General features: G+C 62.1%; 17 protein-coding genes. 7 read left to right on the top strand and 10 right to left on the bottom strand.

What is annotated here, in order from left to right; translation table 11 throughout:
• Positions 1–5 precede the first annotated feature (5 nt).
• The 5 genes from ATY77_RS23095 to hisB are packed head-to-tail and all read right to left on the bottom strand — an operon-like array spanning position 6 to position 2,564.
• Positions 6–563: a hypothetical protein gene (locus ATY77_RS23095; RefSeq protein ID WP_088675355.1), complete on the bottom strand. Its 558-nt coding sequence runs from the start codon at positions 561–563 to the stop codon at positions 6–8.
• The gene (locus ATY77_RS23090; protein WP_088689011.1) at positions 560–742 is read right to left on the bottom strand and encodes a hypothetical protein; all 183 of its coding nucleotides are present in this window, start codon (positions 740–742) and stop codon (positions 560–562) included. Before ATY77_RS23090 ends, ATY77_RS23095 begins: the two co-directional genes overlap by 4 nt.
• A 52-nt stretch (positions 743–794) precedes the next feature.
• Positions 795–1,445 (bottom strand): imidazole glycerol phosphate synthase subunit HisH, encoded by a 651-nt coding sequence (gene hisH / locus ATY77_RS23085; protein ID WP_088675353.1) that lies wholly within the window; start codon positions 1,443–1,445, stop codon positions 795–797.
• Positions 1,446–1,447: 2 nt separating this feature from the next.
• Positions 1,448–1,933, bottom strand: coding sequence for a DUF2628 domain-containing protein (locus tag ATY77_RS23080; RefSeq protein WP_088675352.1), 486 nt, complete (start codon positions 1,931–1,933; stop codon positions 1,448–1,450).
• Between the two features lie 22 nt (positions 1,934–1,955).
• The gene (gene hisB / locus ATY77_RS23075; protein WP_088675351.1) at positions 1,956–2,564 is read right to left on the bottom strand and encodes an imidazoleglycerol-phosphate dehydratase HisB; all 609 of its coding nucleotides are present in this window, start codon (positions 2,562–2,564) and stop codon (positions 1,956–1,958) included.
• A 176-nt stretch (positions 2,565–2,740) separates the two neighbouring features.
• On the opposite strand from hisB, the gene hslV reads away from it, so the two are divergent.
• From hslV to ATY77_RS23045, 6 genes are all read left to right on the top strand, one after another.
• A complete protein-coding gene (gene hslV, locus ATY77_RS23070; RefSeq protein ID WP_088689010.1) occupies positions 2,741–3,268 on the top strand; it encodes an ATP-dependent protease subunit HslV in 528 nt (175 codons plus the stop codon).
• Complete coding sequence (locus ATY77_RS23065) at positions 3,255–3,779, top strand: GNAT family N-acetyltransferase (RefSeq protein ID WP_088689009.1); 525 nt, start codon at positions 3,255–3,257, stop codon at positions 3,777–3,779. The genes hslV and ATY77_RS23065 overlap by 14 nt, the downstream gene beginning before the upstream one ends.
• The gene (gene hslU, locus ATY77_RS23060) at positions 3,776–5,083 is read left to right on the top strand and encodes an ATP-dependent protease ATPase subunit HslU (RefSeq protein ID WP_088689008.1); all 1,308 of its coding nucleotides are present in this window, start codon (positions 3,776–3,778) and stop codon (positions 5,081–5,083) included. Before ATY77_RS23065 ends, hslU begins: the two co-directional genes overlap by 4 nt.
• 187 nt (positions 5,084–5,270) lie before the next feature.
• Positions 5,271–6,218, top strand: coding sequence for a DUF1402 family protein (locus tag ATY77_RS23055; RefSeq protein WP_088689007.1), 948 nt, complete (start codon positions 5,271–5,273; stop codon positions 6,216–6,218).
• 48 nt (positions 6,219–6,266) lie between these two features.
• Positions 6,267–7,679: a cytochrome P450 gene (locus ATY77_RS23050; protein WP_088689006.1), complete on the top strand. Its 1,413-nt coding sequence runs from the start codon at positions 6,267–6,269 to the stop codon at positions 7,677–7,679.
• 85 nt (positions 7,680–7,764) lie between these two features.
• The gene (locus tag ATY77_RS23045; protein ID WP_088689005.1) at positions 7,765–9,936 is read left to right on the top strand and encodes a malate synthase G; all 2,172 of its coding nucleotides are present in this window, start codon (positions 7,765–7,767) and stop codon (positions 9,934–9,936) included.
• A 63-nt stretch (positions 9,937–9,999) separates the two neighbouring features.
• Here the strand turns inward: ATY77_RS23045 and ATY77_RS23040 are convergent, their stop codons facing one another.
• Positions 10,000–10,683, bottom strand: a complete 684-nt coding sequence (locus ATY77_RS23040; RefSeq protein WP_088689004.1) for a L,D-transpeptidase — start codon at positions 10,681–10,683, stop codon at positions 10,000–10,002.
• Positions 10,684–10,862: 179 nt separating this feature from the next.
• On the opposite strand from ATY77_RS23040, the gene ATY77_RS23035 reads away from it, so the two are divergent.
• Complete coding sequence (locus ATY77_RS23035; RefSeq protein ID WP_088689003.1) at positions 10,863–11,357, top strand: MmcB family DNA repair protein; 495 nt, start codon at positions 10,863–10,865, stop codon at positions 11,355–11,357.
• 12 nt (positions 11,358–11,369) lie between these two features.
• Here the strand turns inward: ATY77_RS23035 and ATY77_RS23030 are convergent, their stop codons facing one another.
• The 4 genes from ATY77_RS23030 to ATY77_RS23015 form a co-directional block, all read right to left on the bottom strand.
• Positions 11,370–11,948 (bottom strand): ActR/PrrA/RegA family redox response regulator transcription factor, encoded by a 579-nt coding sequence (locus ATY77_RS23030; protein ID WP_025396545.1) that lies wholly within the window; start codon positions 11,946–11,948, stop codon positions 11,370–11,372.
• Between the two features lie 67 nt (positions 11,949–12,015).
• Complete coding sequence (locus ATY77_RS23025; protein ID WP_088689002.1) at positions 12,016–13,344, bottom strand: ActS/PrrB/RegB family redox-sensitive histidine kinase; 1,329 nt, start codon at positions 13,342–13,344, stop codon at positions 12,016–12,018.
• 21 nt (positions 13,345–13,365) lie between these two features.
• Positions 13,366–15,831 carry an ATP-dependent helicase HrpB gene (hrpB, locus tag ATY77_RS23020; protein ID WP_088689001.1) on the bottom strand — a complete coding sequence of 822 codons (2,466 nt, stop codon included), beginning with the start codon at positions 15,829–15,831 and terminating at the stop codon, positions 13,366–13,368.
• Positions 15,828–16,775, bottom strand: a complete 948-nt coding sequence (locus ATY77_RS23015; RefSeq protein WP_088689000.1) for an ornithine cyclodeaminase family protein — start codon at positions 16,773–16,775, stop codon at positions 15,828–15,830. The genes hrpB and ATY77_RS23015 overlap by 4 nt, the downstream gene beginning before the upstream one ends.
• Between the last annotated feature and the right edge of the window lie 381 nt (positions 16,776–17,156).

Below are 17,156 nucleotides of genomic sequence, written 5' to 3'. Positions count from 1 at the left end.
TCGTCTTACGTCCGTAAAGTGGTCGGTACCATCAGCGCATTCCACGCATCTACGATATCCGAGCGAAAAAAGACAGCGGCAATGGTGGCCGCGCCGAAAAGCAGAAGAAGGAGCAGGATGACCGTGAAACCGGAACGCACCTGGCGCCAGAAGCCCAGCCGCTTCTTCATCGATTTTTGGATGTCGCTCATTTCGCGTAGCGCCGCGCTGTTGACCGCGGCGAGCCGGATTTCCGGCTCCATCGCCTCGACATAGGTCTCGGCATAGCTCGAAAGGATCTGCGAGGCGCGGTCGCGCAGCGTATTGCGCAGGTCGGTCGAGAGATAATTGCTGCTGACGGCGGCAAGTTCCGCTTCATTGGGCGAGCGGCCGGCATTGCGCTTGCGGTAGCTGAGCACGAAATCGCGCTTCTGCCGCTCGTAAAGTGCGTAAGCGAGCAGTCCGATCAGGTCGTCCTCGCCTTCGATATAGAATTCCAGCACGGCCTCGGTGATGTCACCGGCATTGATCCCATTGGCGCGCAGCTGCGAATTCTCATTGCCGGCAAGGAATTCGTGGATCATCGGTCCAGCCTTTCTTTCAACGCCTTGGCCGCATTGGAAAGCGCTCTTTTATGAATGGCCACATCGACGCGGCGAATGATCGTGCCATCGGGAAGCCGGATATCCGAGAAGGGCGGCAGCCCCTCGCGAACGGGCTTCAGCATATAGAACACCTTGCCTGATTTCCGCGAAGCCGGCATCGAGCGAACTCCTGTTCCGCCGTTTCCATAAAGGGAAAATAAGGCGGCCGTATTACGGGTTCCAGCGCAGGAAATTGGCAATCAGCGCCAGGCCAAGCTTCTGGCTCTTTTCCGGGTGGAACTGTGCCCCGACCATATTGTTGCGTCCGACGAGAGCGGTCATCGGGCCGCCATAGTCGACGGTTGCGATGACGTCGTCGGCATTTTCGGCGGCAAGATGGTAGGAATGGACGAAATAGGCGTGCAGTCCCTGCGGCCCGGTTGGAATGCCGTCGAGCAGGGGATGTTCGCGCTTCAGGTCGAGCGTGTTCCAGCCGATCTGCGGGATCTTGAGCGCGGGATCACCGGGCGTCATCTCGACGACGTCGCCGGGAACCCAACCGAAACCCTGCGTCACGGTCTTCTCGAGGCCGCGCGACGACATGAGCTGCATGCCGACGCAGATGCCGAGGAACGGCCGTGCTTTCTTCTCGACGGTCTCGATCAGCACCTCGGTCATGTCAGGCACGGCATCGAGGCCGCGCCGGCAATCGGCATAGGCGCCGACGCCGGGAAGCACGATGCGGTCGGCCGCGGCAACATTCTCGGCCTTGTCGGTGAGATCGATATGCGCATCGATACCCGCCTCGCGGGCGGCCCGTTCGAAAGCTTTGGTCGCCGAGCGCAGGTTGCCCGAACCGTAGTCGATAATCGCGACGCGCATCGTCAGCGTCCTCCATCAAAACCAAAGAGACCAAGCGATGTGGCCTGGCCATGCGGGCGGTTCGGCCGGGTCTTGTTCTCCCAGTCCGGCGCCGCGGCGGCATCGCTCTCCACAATATCTGCCTTGCCGGAGAAATAGACATCCTCGGCAATGCCGATCGTATCGGCTGCAACGAGTCCGTCTTCGTTCCAGCCTTTGGCGGAGAGGTTGCGGACACGCAAATTCTGGCCCTCCAGGCCGACCAGCAGATTGACGCCCAGCGTGATTGCCATGCCCGCCGGCCAGAGACCGGATTGATCCATCAGCCCACCGCCGATCGCCTGCAGGAGAAAGGCTGCAATCGCAGCCAGCCACAACCGATGGACCAACAGCCAGGCCCATGGAAACAGGAAGCCGAGCCAGGTGAAGCCGTCGCGGATCGTCCGCGTCTCGTCAGGGCGAGTGTCCGCGCTGCCGGGCGGCGTCAGGAAAATATAGCTTGATGTCATTCTCGCCGCTCCCTTGAGAGGCTCAGACGAGCGTGCCCTTCGTCGAGGGAACGCGGCCCGCCTGTCTTGGATCGATCTCTGTCGCCGTACGCAGCGCGCGGGCAACGGCCTTGAAGCATGTCTCGGCAATATGGTGGTTGTTGGCGCCATAATGGTTGAGAATATGCAAGGTGATGCCGGCATTCTGGGCGAGCGCCTGGAAGAATTCGCGGACGAGTTCGGTGTCGAAGGTGCCGATTTTCGGCGCGCTGAAGGCGACGTTCCAGACGAGGAACGGCCGGCCGGAAAGATCGACGGCAGCCTTGGTCATCGTCTCGTCCATGGCGAGATCGATTGAAGCGTAACGCGTGATGCCGCGCCGGTCGCCGAGCGCCTTGGAGATCGCCTGGCCGATGGCGATGCCGGTATCCTCGACCGTATGGTGGTCGTCGATATGCAGGTCGCCCTTGGATTCGATCTCCATGTCGATCAGGGAATGCCGCGAAAGCTGGTCGAGCATATGGTCGAAGAAGCCGACGCCCGTCGAAATTTTCGACTTGCCGGTGCCGTCGAGATTGACGGAAACGGAGATCGAAGTCTCGTTGGTCTTGCGGGAAACGCTGCCGGTGCGGCTTGCTGCGGTCTCGGCCATATGGCCCTCCATCGGGAATAAGGCCGTTCCTTATCAGGCGCATCGGCAAATATCCAGAAGCCGGGGAAGAGAAAAGCCCGCCCATTTGCAATCGGCTCCTGCCCACTTACATAGGGCTCAACAGGCCGGTGTGCGGCCTAACGCGATTGCCCGCGTCATGGGCAGACAGGTGTTTTATGACAACGATCATTACAGTTCGAAAAGGCGGCAAGGTGGTGATGGCGGGCGACGGCCAGGTGAGCCTCGGCCAGACCGTCATGAAGGGCAATGCTCGCAAGGTGCGCCGCATCGGCAAGGGCGAAGTGATCGCCGGTTTTGCCGGGGCCACCGCCGATGCCTTCACCCTGCTCGAAAGACTTGAAAAGAAGCTGGAGCAATATCCCGGCCAGCTGATGCGGGCCGCCGTCGAGCTCGCCAAGGACTGGCGGACCGACAAATACCTGCGTAATCTCGAAGCCATGATGCTCGTCGCCGACAAGTCGATCACGCTCGCGATCACCGGCAACGGCGATGTCCTGGAGCCTGAACACGGCACGACGGCGATCGGTTCGGGCGGCAACTTTGCTTTCGCGGCTGCGCGCGCGCTTATGGATACCGACAAATCGGCAGAGGAGATCGCACGGCGCGCGCTCGAAATTGCCGCGGATATTTGTGTCTACACGAACCACAACATCGTGGTGGAAACCTTGGATGCCGAAAGCTGACGCCACCACACACTACGCATTCCGCGGTGTGGTCGATGAGGATTTCCCTCTGCTCGCCCGCTGGCTGGCCGAACCGCATATCGCAGAATGGTGGGATGCTGTCGATGAGGAGCTTGCTTCGATCAAGGCGTCGATGACGAGTGTGGAAACCCGGCCGATGATCGTGGAACTGGATGGAGCGCCGCTTGCCTATATCCAAACCTATGATCCGCATCTTGAAGAGGATCATCCCTATCAGGATCAGCCGAAAGGCACGATCGGACTAGATATTTCAATCGGCAACAGCGATTTGCTGGGCAAGGGCCATGGCAGCGCGATCATTCGGCAGATGGCTGCCGAACTTTTCGCCGCTGGCGCGAAACGGATTGTGATCGATCCCCATCCGGCCAATACACGAGCGATCCGCGCTTACGAGAAGGCAGGCTTTCGGCACGTCGATACGAGAACTTCAATATACGGTCCGGCCCATTTCATGGTCTTGGACCCACCGCAAGAAACGGATGTGATATGACGACTTTTTCCCCTCGCGAGATCGTTTCCGAACTCGATCGCTTCATCATCGGCCAGCACGACGCCAAGCGCGCCGTTGCGATTGCGCTGCGCAACCGCTGGCGCCGCCAGCAGCTGGATCCCAGCCTGCGCGACGAAGTCATGCCGAAGAACATTCTGATGATCGGCCCGACCGGTGTCGGCAAGACCGAGATCTCCCGCCGCCTGGCGAAGCTCGCCGGCGCACCCTTCATCAAGGTCGAAGCGACCAAATTCACCGAAGTCGGCTATGTCGGCCGCGATGTCGAGCAGATCATCCGCGATCTGGTCGAAGTCGGCATCGGCCTGGTGCGCGAGAAGAAGCGGGCCGAAGTGCAGGCCAAGGCGCATGTGAGTGCCGAGGAGCGCGTGCTGGATGCCCTGGTCGGCACCACAGCTTCGCCGGCGACCCGCGAAAGCTTCCGCAAGAAGTTGAGGGATGGCGAACTCGACGACAAGGAAATCGATATCGAAGTGGCCGATGCCGGTTCCGGCATGGGAGGTTTCGAGATCCCCGGCATGCCGGGCGCCAATATCGGCGTGCTCAACCTGTCGGAAATGTTCGGCAAGGCGATGGGCGGGCGCACCAAGAAGGTCCGCACAACGGTCAAAGCCTCCTACACCGATCTGATCCGCGACGAATCCGACAAGCTGATCGACAATGAGGTGATCCAGCGCGAGGCCGTTCGTTCCACCGAGAATGACGGTATCGTCTTCCTGGACGAAATCGACAAGATCGCAGCCCGCGACGGCGGCATGGGCGCCGGCGTTTCGCGCGAAGGCGTCCAGCGCGACCTTCTGCCGCTCGTCGAAGGCACGACCGTATCGACCAAATACGGGCCGGTGAAGACGGACCATATCCTGTTCATCGCGTCGGGCGCCTTCCATGTCTCCAAGCCTTCGGATCTTCTCCCCGAACTGCAGGGTCGCCTGCCGATCCGCGTCGAATTGCGGGCGCTGAACAAGGAGGATTTCCGCCGGATCCTGACCGAGACGGAGGCGAGCCTCATCCGCCAGTATCGTGCGCTGATGGAGACGGAAAGCCTGAGCCTCGATTTCACCGAAGATGCGATCGATGCGCTTGCCGATGTCGCCGTGCATTTGAACTCTTCCGTCGAGAATATCGGAGCACGCCGCCTGCAGACGGTGATGGAGCGGGTTCTGGACGACATTTCCTACAACGCTCCGGATCGCTCCGGCACGGCGATCACGATCGACGCTGCCTATGTCCGCGAACATGTCGGCGATCTCGCGCAGAATACCGACCTCTCGCGATTCATTCTGTGATATCGGCGCACCGGTTCTTGTCTTTGCCGGCTTGAATGCCGCATTGTGATGAACTCTCTCTCGACAGCGGGCCTTTTACTTTCTAGTGAAGGCCCGTTTTGTTTTCCGCTCCGGCTTTATTCGGCCAAGATTCTGGTCCAGTCAGCCGCATCGCGAACAGGACGATGAACGGACGGGATAGCGGATCGTGCGACGCCTTTTGACAAGCCTTATGATTGCCGCTGCGCTGTTGAATTCGGCGCCGGCCTTCGCAATGCAGACGGTTCCGGCAGGCAACCGCCATGCCGAGCAGCCTGACATACCGGGCGCTTCTATCAGGCGCACCAAGGGCACCAAAAGCAGCTTCGATGTGAAATATGAGAAGGTCCACGACCTGCTGGCGACCGATCGCGAGCTGATGGCCAAGATCCGCAAGGTCTCCAGCGCTTACGGCATCAATCCCATCCATGTGGTCGGCGCCATCGTCGGCGAGCATACCTATAATGTCGACGCCTATGACCGGCTGCAGGCCTATTACGTCAAGGCTGCCTCCTATGCCGGAGAAAGCTTCCGCTTTGCCTATGAGGGCGAAAGCGTCGACGATTTCGTGGCGCGGCCGCAATTTGCCGAATGTAAGAGCAAGAGCGATTCCTATACGCTCTGGTCGTGCCGGGAAGACGTCTGGGAGAGCGATTTCCGCGGCAAGACCGTCGGTGGCGAAAACTTCCCCAATAACCGCTTCAGCGCGGTCTTCTTCCAGCCTTTCTATGCCGGCCAGACCTTCGGCCTCGGCCAGGTCAATCCGTTGACGGCGCTGATGCTCTCCGATCTGGTCAGCCGCGTATCGGGATATCCGAAGCTGAACGAGAAGAATGCCGGCGCCGTCTACAAGGCGATCATGGATCCCGATATCTCGCTCGCCTTCGTCGCCGCTTCGATCCGCAGGTCGATCGACGATTACAAGGAGATTGCCGGCATGGATATCTCGGGCAATCCCGGCCTGACAGCGACCCTTTACAATGTCGGCAATTCGCGCCAGCGCGCCGCGGCACTTGCTGCGAAAAACCGTTCTTCCGGCGCCACGGTCTGGCCGGAGGAGAATTATTACGGCTGGCTAATCAACGACAAGCTGGACGAACTCAAGGGCCTGCTCTAGCTTCAAGCTTGCCGGGAAGACGCCGATCTTCCCCGAAAGGCTTTGACGATGGACATGCGTCCTGATCCCTTCGTTCCGCCGGCGCCGCTACCGCGCACAGAGCCGCCGAGCCGGCTTGATATCATCCGCATCATCCTGCGCAATCCGCTCGAGCTCTGGGGCGAGCCGTCCTATACGCTGCCCTGGATCCGCACCAGTTTCTTCGGCCAAAGGACGCTGATCGTCAACGATCCCGGCCTCATCAAGCATGTGCTGGTCGACAATGCCAATAATTACCGCATGTCGGATGTTCGCCAGCTCGTCCTGCGTCCGATCCTCCGCGACGGCCTTCTGACCGCCGAAGGTCCCGTCTGGAAGAGATCGCGCAAGGCGGTGGCGCCCGTTTTTACGCCTCGTCATGCCCAGGGCTTTGCCGGGCAAATGCTGCGCCAGTCCGAGGACTATGTCCGCAAATATGAGAGCGCCGGCGAGGCAGGCGCAATTTTCGACATCAGCACCGACATGACGGAGCTGACCTTCGCCATTCTCGCGGACACGCTGTTTTCAGGCGAAATCGTCACCTCGAGCGGCCATTTCGCCGACGATGTCAACGAACTCCTGCATCGCATGGGCCGCGTCGATCCGATGGATCTGATGCGTGCTCCGTCCTGGGTTCCACGTGTGACACGCATCGGCGGTCAGAAGGTGCTGGAGAAATTCCGCGCCATCGTCCGCGACACCATGGATATGCGGCTCGCAAAGATGAAGGCGGACCGCAGCAGCGCGCCCGAGGATTTCCTGACGCTGCTCCTGGAGCAGGCCGGCCCTGACGGACTGACGAAGGAAGAGATCGAAGACAATATCCTGACCTTCATCGGCGCGGGGCATGAGACCACGGCCCGCGCATTGGCCTGGACGCTGTATTGCGTATCGAACAGCCCGCATATCCGCGAGGCGATGGAAGAGGAAATTGACGCGGTGCTTGCCACCGGGGTAGAGCCGGTAGAGTGGCTGGATATGATGCCGCAGACGCGCGCTGCCTTCGAAGAGGCCTTGCGCCTTTATCCGCCGGCGCCATCGATCAACCGTGCCGCCATATCGGATGATTCCTGGACGAGCGCCAAGGGCGAGCGGGTCGAGATTGAGACGGGTGTCACCGTGCTCATCATGCCATGGACGCTGCACCGCCACGAACGTCACTGGGACAGGCCGCGTGCCTATATGCCCGAACGCTTCCTGCCGGAAAATCGCGGCTCCATCGGCCGCTTTCAGTTCCTGCCTTTCGGGGCGGGTCCGCGTGTCTGCATCGGAGCGACCTTTGCGCTTCAGGAAGCAGTGATTGCTCTCGCTGTACTGATGCACCGCTATCGCTTTGATTCCACCGATCAGACCAATCCCTGGCCGGTGCAGAAGCTGACGACGCAGCCGCAGAACGGGTTGCCGATGCGCGTGACGCCGCGCATAATTTCGGAAAGAGCATAAATCTTTCGAATTATTGCTGAATTGACTGTGAATGAAAGCCGGGCAAAGTGTCGGCTTCCGAAAGCCGCTGCAGGGAGAATCTCGCATGAGCCGCATTGATAAGAACGGTCTTGCCATCGAAGCCGTCCTTCATGATTTCCTCGTCAATGAGGTGCTGCCTGGCCTGGCGGTCGATGCGGAAAAATTCTTCGCCAATTTTTCGGCGATCGTTCACGATCTCGCCCCGAGGAATCGCGCGCTGCTCACCAAACGCGACGAGCTGCAGGCAAAGATCGACGACTGGTATCGCCAGCATGGCGCGCCGGCGGATATGGACGAATACCAGTCCTTCCTGCGCCAGATCGGCTATCTCCTGCCGGAAGGCTCCGATTTCCAGGTTTCGACGGAAAAGGTCGATGCGGAAATCGCCTCGATTGCCGGCCCGCAGCTCGTCGTTCCCGTCATGAACGCGCGTTATGCCTTGAACGCCGCCAATGCCCGCTGGGGCTCGCTCTATGACGCGCTTTACGGCACGGATGCCATTCCGGAAAGCGACGGCGCCGAAAAGGGCAAGGCTTACAATCCGAAGCGCGGCGAGAAGGTCATCGCCTGGGTGCGCGATTTTCTCGATACGTCGGTGCCGCTGCAGGACTGGAGCTGGAAGGATGTCGGCAGCTTCGCCGTCAAGGATGGAGCGCTCATCGTCCGATCGACCGATGGTGAGCAGGTAGCGCTGCGGGATAGCGGGCATTTTGCCGGCTATCGCGGCGACGCCGCCACGCCCTCGCATATTCTCCTGAAGAACAACGGCATCCACATCGACATCGTCATCGACGCGTCGACGACGATCGGCAAGGCCGATCCGGCGCATATTTCCGATGTCTGGCTGGAATCGGCGATCACGACGATCATGGACTGCGAGGATTCGATCGCGGCCGTCGATGCCGAAGACAAGGTCGTCGTCTATCGCAACTGGCTCGGCCTGATGAAGGGCGATCTGCAGGAAGAGGTGGCCAAGGGCGGAGCGAGCTTTATCCGCAAGCTCAACCCCGACCTGGAATATACAGGCCCCGATGGCGCCGCCTTCGAGGTGCACTGCCGCTCGCTGATGCTGGTGCGCAACGTCGGCCATCTCATGACCAATCCGGCCATTCTCGATCGCGACGGCAACGAAGTGCCCGAAGGCATCATGGATGCCGTCATCACCGGCCTGATCGCGCTTTACGATATTGGTCCGGCCGGCCGGAAGAAGAATTCCCGCGCCGGCTCCATGTATGTGGTCAAGCCGAAGATGCATGGGCCGGAAGAGGTCGCCTTCGCCGTCGAGATCTTCTCGCGGGTCGAAGATATGCTCGGCATGGCGCGCAACACCATCAAGATGGGCATCATGGATGAGGAGCGCCGCACGACGGTCAATCTCAAGGAATGCATCCGCGCCGCCCGCGAGCGCGTCGTCTTCATCAATACCGGCTTCCTCGACCGCACCGGCGACGAGATCCACACCTCGATGGAAGCCGGCCCGATGATTCGCAAGGGCGACATGCGCCAGGCCGCCTGGATCTCGGCCTATGAGAACTGGAACGTCGATATCGGCCTCGAATGCGGCCTCTCCGGCCATGCCCAGATCGGCAAGGGCATGTGGGCGATGCCGGATCTGATGGCGGCGATGCTGGAACAGAAAATCGCCCATCCGAAGGCCGGCGCCAACACCGCCTGGGTGCCGTCGCCGACGGCGGCGACCCTGCATGCCACCCATTATCACCGCGTCAACGTCGCCAAGGTCCAGCAGGGGCTGAAGGATCGCGCCCGCGCCAAACTGTCGGACATTCTCTCCGTGCCGGTGGCAGTGCGGCCGAACTGGTCTCCGGAAGAGATCCAGCGCGAACTCGACAACAATGCCCAGGGCATCCTCGGCTATGTCGTGCGCTGGATCGATCATGGTGTGGGCTGCTCGAAGGTGCCCGACATCAACAATGTCGGCCTGATGGAAGACCGCGCGACCTTGCGCATCTCGGCTCAGCACATGGCGAACTGGCTGCATCACAAGGTCGTCACCGAAGCCCAGATCGTCGAAACGATGCAGCGCATGGCCGCCGTCGTCGACCGGCAGAATGCGTCGGACCCTGCCTACCAGCCGATGGCTGGCAATTTTGACGGCTCGATCGCCTTTCAGGCCGCTCTCGATCTCGTCCTGAAGGGCAGGGAGCAGCCGAATGGCTATACCGAGCCGGTGCTTCATCGCCGCCGCCTCGAATTGAAAGCGAAGCAGGCCGTGTGAATATGAAAAGGCCGCCGGAACGAGGTTCTGGCGGCCTTTTTTATACCGAATTCGGCATCTAGCTTACTGGATGACGATGACCTTGGAGGTGCCCTTGCCAGGGCGCACGCGGCTATAGAGGTCGATGACGTCCTGGTTCATCAGACGAATGCAGCCCGAGGAAGCGGCGGTGCCGATCGATGCCCATTCCGGCGTGCCGTGCAGGCGGAAGAGCGTGTCCTTGCCGTCCTCGTTGAAGAGATACATGGCGCGCGCACCGAGCGGATTGCTGAGGCCGGGACCCATGCCGTCTTCGACATATTTGGCGACGTCGGGGCGGCGCACCGCCATTTCCTTCGGCGGATGCCAGGTCGGCCATTCTTGCTTCCAGGCGACGTAGGCGGTGCCGGCCCATGCGAAGCCCTGCTTGCCGACGCCGATGCCGTAGCGCATCGCCTTGCCGTTGGCGAGGATGTAATAGAGGAAGCGCTCGCGCGTGTTGACGATGATCGTTCCCGGGCGCTCGGTGGTCTGGTAGCTGACGACCTGGCGGCGGAACTGCGGCTTGACCCGGCTGATCGGGATCGCCGGCAGGGAATATCCAGCATCCTTCGTCACGCCGTAGGCTTCATCGAAGATCTGTGCCGTCTGTACCGTCGGGCCTGCGCCCTGGCTGTCAACGGACGCGCTGTCTGATGTCGTGGAGCAGCCGGCCAGAGCGAGCGTCGTCAGCAGGCCAAATACAGGGAATGCATTGCGGATGCGCATGAATGACTCTTGAAAGTTTTGGGGCAAGGAGAAGGTCTTTCGACCATCGTTGATTATGGTTTATTTTCGATTAACTTGCGCTTTGCAAGACTGCTGCAGCGCGAGGAATTGGTCTGCCGCGCAAATTAAAAGCGCATGGTTTTTTTGCAACAACCCGCCAGCCCCTGGGATGGTTATCCATGACGATTTTGAGCGTTTACAATAACAATCCGTTAATCGACGGCCGGCAGTCGGACAGGGCCATGATGGTGCGGCGGGGCACGCAGATATTGCTGCATGAAATGCGCCACGCCGTGCTGCCGGAACTGCCGCTGGCGAGTGGCCGCCGCGCCGATCTGATCACGCTTTCGGAGAAGGGCGAGGTCTGGATCATCGAAATCAAGACGTCCATCGAGGATTTCAGGGTGGATCGCAAATGGCCGGAATACAGGCTGCATTGCGACCGGCTGTTCTTTGCGACTCACCAGGATGTGCCGCTCGATATCTTCCCCGAGGAATGCGGGCTTTTCCTTTCGGACGGCTACGGCGCCCATATGATTCGTGGGGCGCCGGAGCACCGCATGGCGCCCGCCACGCGCAAATCCGTGACGCTCAACTTCTCGCGCGCCGCCGCGCAAAGGCTGATGATGGCCGAATGGGCGAGCGGAAAACCGTTCACCGTGGACGATGTGTGACGGAGGCTTCGCCTATTTCGGCGCGCGCTTGGCGAGGATGCGCTGCAGCGTGCGGCGGTGCATGTTGAGCCGGCGCGCCGTTTCCGACACGTTGCGCTCGCACATTTCATAGACCCGCTGGATATGTTCCCAGCGCACCCGGTCGGCCGACATCGGATTTTCGGGAAGCTCCGCCTTTTCCCCCGGGCGCTGCGTCAGCGCCGAGAAGACGTCGTCGGCATCGGCAGGCTTTGCCAGATAATCGACGGCGCCGAGCTTTACGGCGGTCACCGCCGTGGCGATATTGCCATAGCCTGTCAGCACGATGATCCTGGTGTCGTCGCGCCGCTGGCGGATCGCTTCGATGACGTCGAGCCCGTTGCCGTCGCCGAGCCGGAGGTCGACCACCGCATATTTCGGCGGCCTGCCTTTCGATTTCGCAACGCCTTCCGCCACGGATTCAGCCGTTTCCACCTGGAAGCCCCGCGTCTCCATTGCCCGTGCCAGCCGGCGCAGGAAAGGGCCGTCGTCGTCGACGATCAGCAGGCTGGCGTCGGGACCGATATGGTCTTCATCGGAAGCGGCGAAATTGTCGTGATTTTGTTCTGTCATCGTCTTGGGTCCCGGCGGTTCCGCGCCCGAGCGCGGTCAACCGCAAATCCTGTTTATGCCCATAATCTCATTTTGTCGAATTTGCATCGATCAGCATCCGCGGCCATTCGATGCGGATGCGCGCACCGGCGCTTTCGGGGTCGCGGTTCTCGAAAATCAGCGATGCGCCCGAGCGTTCCAGCAGCGTCTTGGCGATGAAAAGCCCGAGCCCGAGGCCGCCGGCCGTATCCTCCTTTTGCCGCTTCGTCACATAGGGCTCGCCGATTCGCGTCAGAATGTCGGGCGAATAACCATTGCCGTCGTCCTCGATGACGATCCGCACCTTGTCGTGATCGTGCTCGACCGTCACGGTCACCTTCTCCCGGGCATAATCGACGGCATTTTCGATGAGGTTGCCGAGCCCGTACATGATGCCGGCATTGCGGTCGGTGACCGGTTCGCCCTTGCGCGGGCTCTTTTCGATGAGTTCGAGCGCGATGCCGAACTCCCGGTGCGGCGCGACGATCTCCTCGATCATCGAGGACAGCGGCAGCCGGCGCATATGCGCCTCGCCTTCCGAGGAAAGCGTCGTCAGCCGCCGCAGGATGTCACGGCAGCGTTCGCTCTGGCTGCGCAGCAGCATGACGTCTTCGCGGAAACGATCGTCGTCCTTGAGTTCCCGCTCCATTTCCTTGGCAACGACGCTGATCGTCGCAAGCGGCGTGCCGAGTTCGTGTGCGGCGGCCGCCGCCAAGCCGTCGAGCTGCGAAAGATGCTTTTCCCGCTGCAGCACCAATTCGGTCGCCGCCAGCGCATCGGCGAGTTGGCTTGCCTCCATCGAGACGCGGTAGGCATAGAAGGCGGCAAAGGCCATCGTCGAGGCGATCGAGCACCAGACGCCGAACTGCATGACGTTGTGCACGTTGATCTCGACCCCGTCGAACCAGGGCAGCGGGAAGGGCGAGAAGGCAAGCACCGTGACGCAGACCATCGCAAAGCCGATGAGCGCGGTGCTGTAGCGGATCGGCTGCGAGGCAAAGGAGATGATGACGGGCACGCAGACGAGCGCGGCAAAGGGATTGGCAAGGCCGCCGGTGATGAAGAGCAGCGCGCAGAGCTGCAGAAGATCGAAGCCGAGCAGTGCGAAAGCGGCAGGCGGCCCCAGCCGGTGCGTCGGCGGATAGCGGATCGTCAGGTAGAAATTCACCCAGGCAAGAGCGGCGATCAGCGAACAGCTGGCGATCAGCGGCAGCGGAAATTTCAGCCAGAAGGCAACGATGAACACCGTCGCCGCCTGTCCGCCGACGGCAAGCCAGCGCAGCCGCACCAGCGTCTGCAGGCGCAGTCTCCGGCTGCTGTGCCGGTCTTCCAGCGTGTGGCTCGCCGTCTTGTCGATTATGCCGGGCTTGTCGATCATGCCGGGGCTCCTTGGATCGCCTCATGTACCACGCGGTTTTGCCCGTGTCGTCGGCAGCGCCTCTTCCGGCCGCTCCGGCCAGGGATGGCGGGGATAGCGCCCGCGCATGTCGGCGCGCACGTCCTTCCATGAGCCGGCCCAGAAGCCCGGCAGGTCGCGTGTCGTCTGGATCGGCCGATGCGCCGGCGACGTGAGTTCCAGCAGCAGCGGCAGGCGGCCTCCGGCGATTGCCGGATGCTGCTTCAGCCCGAAAAGTTCCTGCACGCGGATCGTCAGCACCGGCTCCTCGCCTTCATACTGGATCGGATGCCTCTGGCCGGTCGGGGCCTCGAAATGCGTCGGCGCAAGCCGGCTAAGATCGCGCTGCAGCTCATGCGGCACCAGCGACATCAGCCCGTTCGAAAGCCCGCCTGCGGAAATATCGGAGAGACCGCGGGCCTCGCTCTGGAACGGCGCGAACCATTCGTCCAGCCGGGAAAGCAGGGCGTCGTCGCCGACATCGGGCCAGGGATCGCCGATCGTCCGGTAAAGGAAGCCGATCCGTTCGCGAAGCTGCAGGGCCTCCTTCGAGAAGGCAAGCTGATCGAGCCCCAGCTCGCGCACCCCCTCCATCAGCGCCCGGGTGACCGCTGCCCCGGAAGGACGCGGCAAGGGCGTCTCCTCGAAGACGATCGCGCCGAGCCGGGTCGCCCGCCGCGCCCTGACTTGCCGGCTCTGCCGGTCGAAGAATGTCTGGTCGTCGGTCCTGATCTCGCCGGGCAGTTCGGCTTCGATATCGCCGCGCGTCACCTCGGCTGCCGCAAGGATCCGCCCCTGCGCCGCCCTTCCGGTGAGATCGGCGATGACCAGCATCGGGCCGCCGGCCAGCCGCTCGGTTTCCAGTAGTTCCGCTCCCCGGCCATTGGCCATCACATACCGCCCGCGCCCGCCGCGCTGAAGCGCGATGCGGTCGGGGAAGGCGTGCAGCAGCAGCTGACCGGCAAGCGCCGGCGCCGTCGCGGCAATCTTGTCGAGGTCGGCGGCTAGCCGCCCCGCCAGCCGCCGCGAAGCTTCGGCCCTTTCGCCCCGCTCGGCCTTGAAGCGCCGCAGCCGCTCCTCGATGTCGATGCTCGTTCCGCCAAACCCTTGTTCGGTCAAAAGCACGGCGATCATCGCCGCCTCGCGAGCATGCCCCGTTTCCCCCGCTGAAACGACCATGGCGGCAAGCCGCGGTGGCAGGGCGAGATCGCGCATCACCTTGCCGCGGGCCGTCAGCGCACCGTCCCTGTCGAGCGCGCCGAGCTGGCCGAGCAATGCCCGCGCTTCTTTCAGCGTCGTTTCCGGCGGCTGATCGACGAAGGCGAGGGATGCCGGATCCTGCACGCCCCAATGCGCGAGATCGAGCACCAGCCCGGAAAGATCGCTGGAAAGGATCTGCGGCGGCGTGAAAGCCGGCAGCGCCGCCGTTTGTCCCTGGTGCCACAGCCGGATGGCGATGCCGGGCTCCGTTCGCCCGGCGCGGCCGGCGCGCTGATCGGCGGAAGCCCGCGATACCCGCACCGTTTCGAGCCGCGTGATCCCGGTCGAGGCCTCGAAAACCGGCAGGCGCTGCAGACCGCTGTCGATGACGATCCTCACACCGTCGATGGTGATCGACGTCTCGGCAATCGACGTTGCCAGCACGATCTTGCGCGTCCCCTTGAGCGCCGGCCGGATTGCCGCGTCCTGCTCCTTCTGGCTGAGATTGCCGTAGAGGGGCGCAATCAGCGTTCCGGGCGCCAATCGCCCCTGCAGGCGCTCGACGGTGCGCGTAATTTCCGCCTGGCCGGGCAGGAAAGCCAGGATCGAGCCATCCTCATCGCCATGCGCGTCGATAATCGCCCGCGTGACGGCATCCTCGATGCGCTCGCCGCCTGGCCGGTCCCGATAACGGATATCGATCGGAAAGCTGCGCCCGAGGCTTTCGATGACAGGCGGATGGTCGAGCAGGGCGGCCACGCGCTCCACGTCCAGCGTCGCCGACATGACGAGGATGCGCAGATCTTCGCGCAGCGCCGACTGGACATCGACCGCCAGCGCCAGTCCGAAATCGGCATCCAGCGAACGCTCATGGAACTCGTCGAAGAGCACGGCCGAGACGCCTGAGAGTTCCGGATCGTCGAGGATCATCCGGGCAAAGACTCCTTCGGTCACCACCTCGACGCGGGTCGCCGCCGATATCCTGGTATCCAGGCGCATGCGGTAGCCGATCGTCTGGCCGACCTGCTCGCCGATCAAGGATGCCATCCGGTTTGCTGCGGCCCGCGCCGCCAGCCGCCGCGGCTCCAGCAGGATGATCTTGCCGTCGCCGCGCCAGGCCTGGTCGAGCAGATAAAGCGGCACCAGCGTCGTCTTGCCGGCCCCAGGCGGGGCGGAAAGAACGGCGCGTTTCTGCGCGGCGAGCGCGGAGGCGACGGCCGGCAGGACATGCGAAACCGGAAGCTCCGGTAAGGATGCACTGATTGTCACTTGCAGCCCGCCACCGTCTCATAGGCGAGAATGGCGCCGGCGAGATCCTCGAGCGCCGCGCCGACCGACTTGAACAGGGTGATTTCCGTGTCCTGGCTTCGCCCGCTTTGGGAGCCGCTGACGAGCTCCGCAAGCTCCGACCTGATGCCGTTCGGTGGCAGGACACCGCTTTTCAGCGGCTGCACGATATCGCCGGCCTCGCTCATCGCACCCGCGCGGGTATCGACATGGACCGAAGCGCGGCGAATGGCCTCGTCGTCGCTTTCGCGCATGCTCGGCTTGAAGGCCCCGACGAGATCGAGATGGGCGCCGGGTTTCAGCCATGCGCCTGATATCAGCGGTTCGCTGGAAAGCGTGGCGCAGGAAATGATATCGGCCGTTCGCGCTGCGGCTTGTCTGTCCGCCACCGCCTCGGCATCGAGGCCGAGCGCTCGCGCTTCGGCGGCGATCTTCTCTGCCGCCTGCTCGTTGCGGCCCCAGATCCTGTATCTCTTGATTGGCCGTGCCGTGCCGTGGGCGAGCATCAGGTTGAGGGACAGCCGCCCGGTTCCGCAAACGAGCAGTTCCTCCGCATCCGGGCGGGCGAGATAGCGGGCCGCCAGCGCCGATGTCGCCGCCGTCCGCCGCGCCGTCAATTCACCGCCGTCGATGACGGCCAGCATTTCACCGGTGGCGCCGGAGGAAAGCAGATAGGTCCCTGAGATTGCCGGAAGGCCGCGCCGCATATTGCCTGGAAAGACCGAGACTGCCTTCACCCCGGCATAACGCCCTGGAACCCAGGCCGGCATCAGAAGCAGCGTCGCGCTTTCCTCGCCGGGCACCTCCATATCGTGATGATGGCGCACCGGCATCACGCATTCGCTCGTGAACATCGCGGCAATCGCCTCGATCAATTCCGGCCAGGGCAGCGCCGCACGCGTCTGTTCTTCGTCGAGGACTAGCATTCTTTCACTCCGCCGGATCATTCGTCTCGCCAAACTAGCGAGTGAGGCGCGTGACAGGCAAGCACCCTGGAAATCCTTATAAAGCTTCCCATATAGGGCTTGTCTCCACCCGCCGAAGCCACTCTTCGAGATTCGGCGGAAAATGAATCCCAAAAACCGCCCCACCATGCGGGGGTTTTGCCTGTTTTTGGAGATACGAGCTAAAATCCCTTGATTTTCAACCCGTTACAAAATTGTCAAAAAACTTTTGGTATGGCTGTTGACTTAGAAAAGGGGTTGGTTCTATAAGCCCACTCACTGAACGAGGGCGGCGGCGCTGCTGGCGACGAAGTCTTTCGTTCTAAAGAAACTCAAGCGGATTGGCGATTGCTGGTTTGTGTT

This window comes from Rhizobium sp. R634 (genome assembly GCF_002211305.1).
Lineage (GTDB): Bacteria > Pseudomonadota > Alphaproteobacteria > Rhizobiales > Rhizobiaceae > Rhizobium.
The sequence above is the reverse complement of the archived record's forward strand: the minus strand, read 5'-3'. Positions and strand labels throughout refer to the sequence as shown.

Bases quoted from the DNA above. Each gene is read 5' to 3' on its own strand.
- hslU (WP_088689008.1), top strand. From the start codon at position 3,776: ATGACGACTTTTTCCCCTCGCGAGATCGTTTCCGAACTCGATCGCTTC.
- ATY77_RS23035 (WP_088689003.1), top strand. From the start codon at position 10,863: ATGACGATTTTGAGCGTTTACAATAACAATCCGTTAATCGACGGCCGG.
- ATY77_RS23025 (WP_088689002.1), bottom strand. From the start codon at position 13,344: ATGATCGACAAGCCCGGCATAATCGACAAGACGGCGAGCCACACGCTG.
- ATY77_RS23065 (WP_088689009.1), top strand. From the start codon at position 3,255: ATGCCGAAAGCTGACGCCACCACACACTACGCATTCCGCGGTGTGGTC.
- ATY77_RS23050 (WP_088689006.1), top strand. From the start codon at position 6,267: ATGGACATGCGTCCTGATCCCTTCGTTCCGCCGGCGCCGCTACCGCGC.
- ATY77_RS23080 (WP_088675352.1), bottom strand. From the start codon at position 1,933: ATGACATCAAGCTATATTTTCCTGACGCCGCCCGGCAGCGCGGACACT.
- ATY77_RS23015 (WP_088689000.1), bottom strand. From the start codon at position 16,775: ATGCTAGTCCTCGACGAAGAACAGACGCGTGCGGCGCTGCCCTGGCCG.
- ATY77_RS23030 (WP_025396545.1), bottom strand. From the start codon at position 11,948: ATGACAGAACAAAATCACGACAATTTCGCCGCTTCCGATGAAGACCAT.
- hisB (WP_088675351.1), bottom strand. From the start codon at position 2,564: ATGGCCGAGACCGCAGCAAGCCGCACCGGCAGCGTTTCCCGCAAGACC.
- ATY77_RS23040 (WP_088689004.1), bottom strand. From the start codon at position 10,683: ATGCGCATCCGCAATGCATTCCCTGTATTTGGCCTGCTGACGACGCTC.
- hslV (WP_088689010.1), top strand. From the start codon at position 2,741: ATGACAACGATCATTACAGTTCGAAAAGGCGGCAAGGTGGTGATGGCG.
- ATY77_RS23090 (WP_088689011.1), bottom strand. From the start codon at position 742: ATGCCGGCTTCGCGGAAATCAGGCAAGGTGTTCTATATGCTGAAGCCC.
- ATY77_RS23095 (WP_088675355.1), bottom strand. From the start codon at position 563: ATGATCCACGAATTCCTTGCCGGCAATGAGAATTCGCAGCTGCGCGCC.
- ATY77_RS23045 (WP_088689005.1), top strand. From the start codon at position 7,765: ATGAGCCGCATTGATAAGAACGGTCTTGCCATCGAAGCCGTCCTTCAT.
- hisH (WP_088675353.1), bottom strand. From the start codon at position 1,445: ATGCGCGTCGCGATTATCGACTACGGTTCGGGCAACCTGCGCTCGGCG.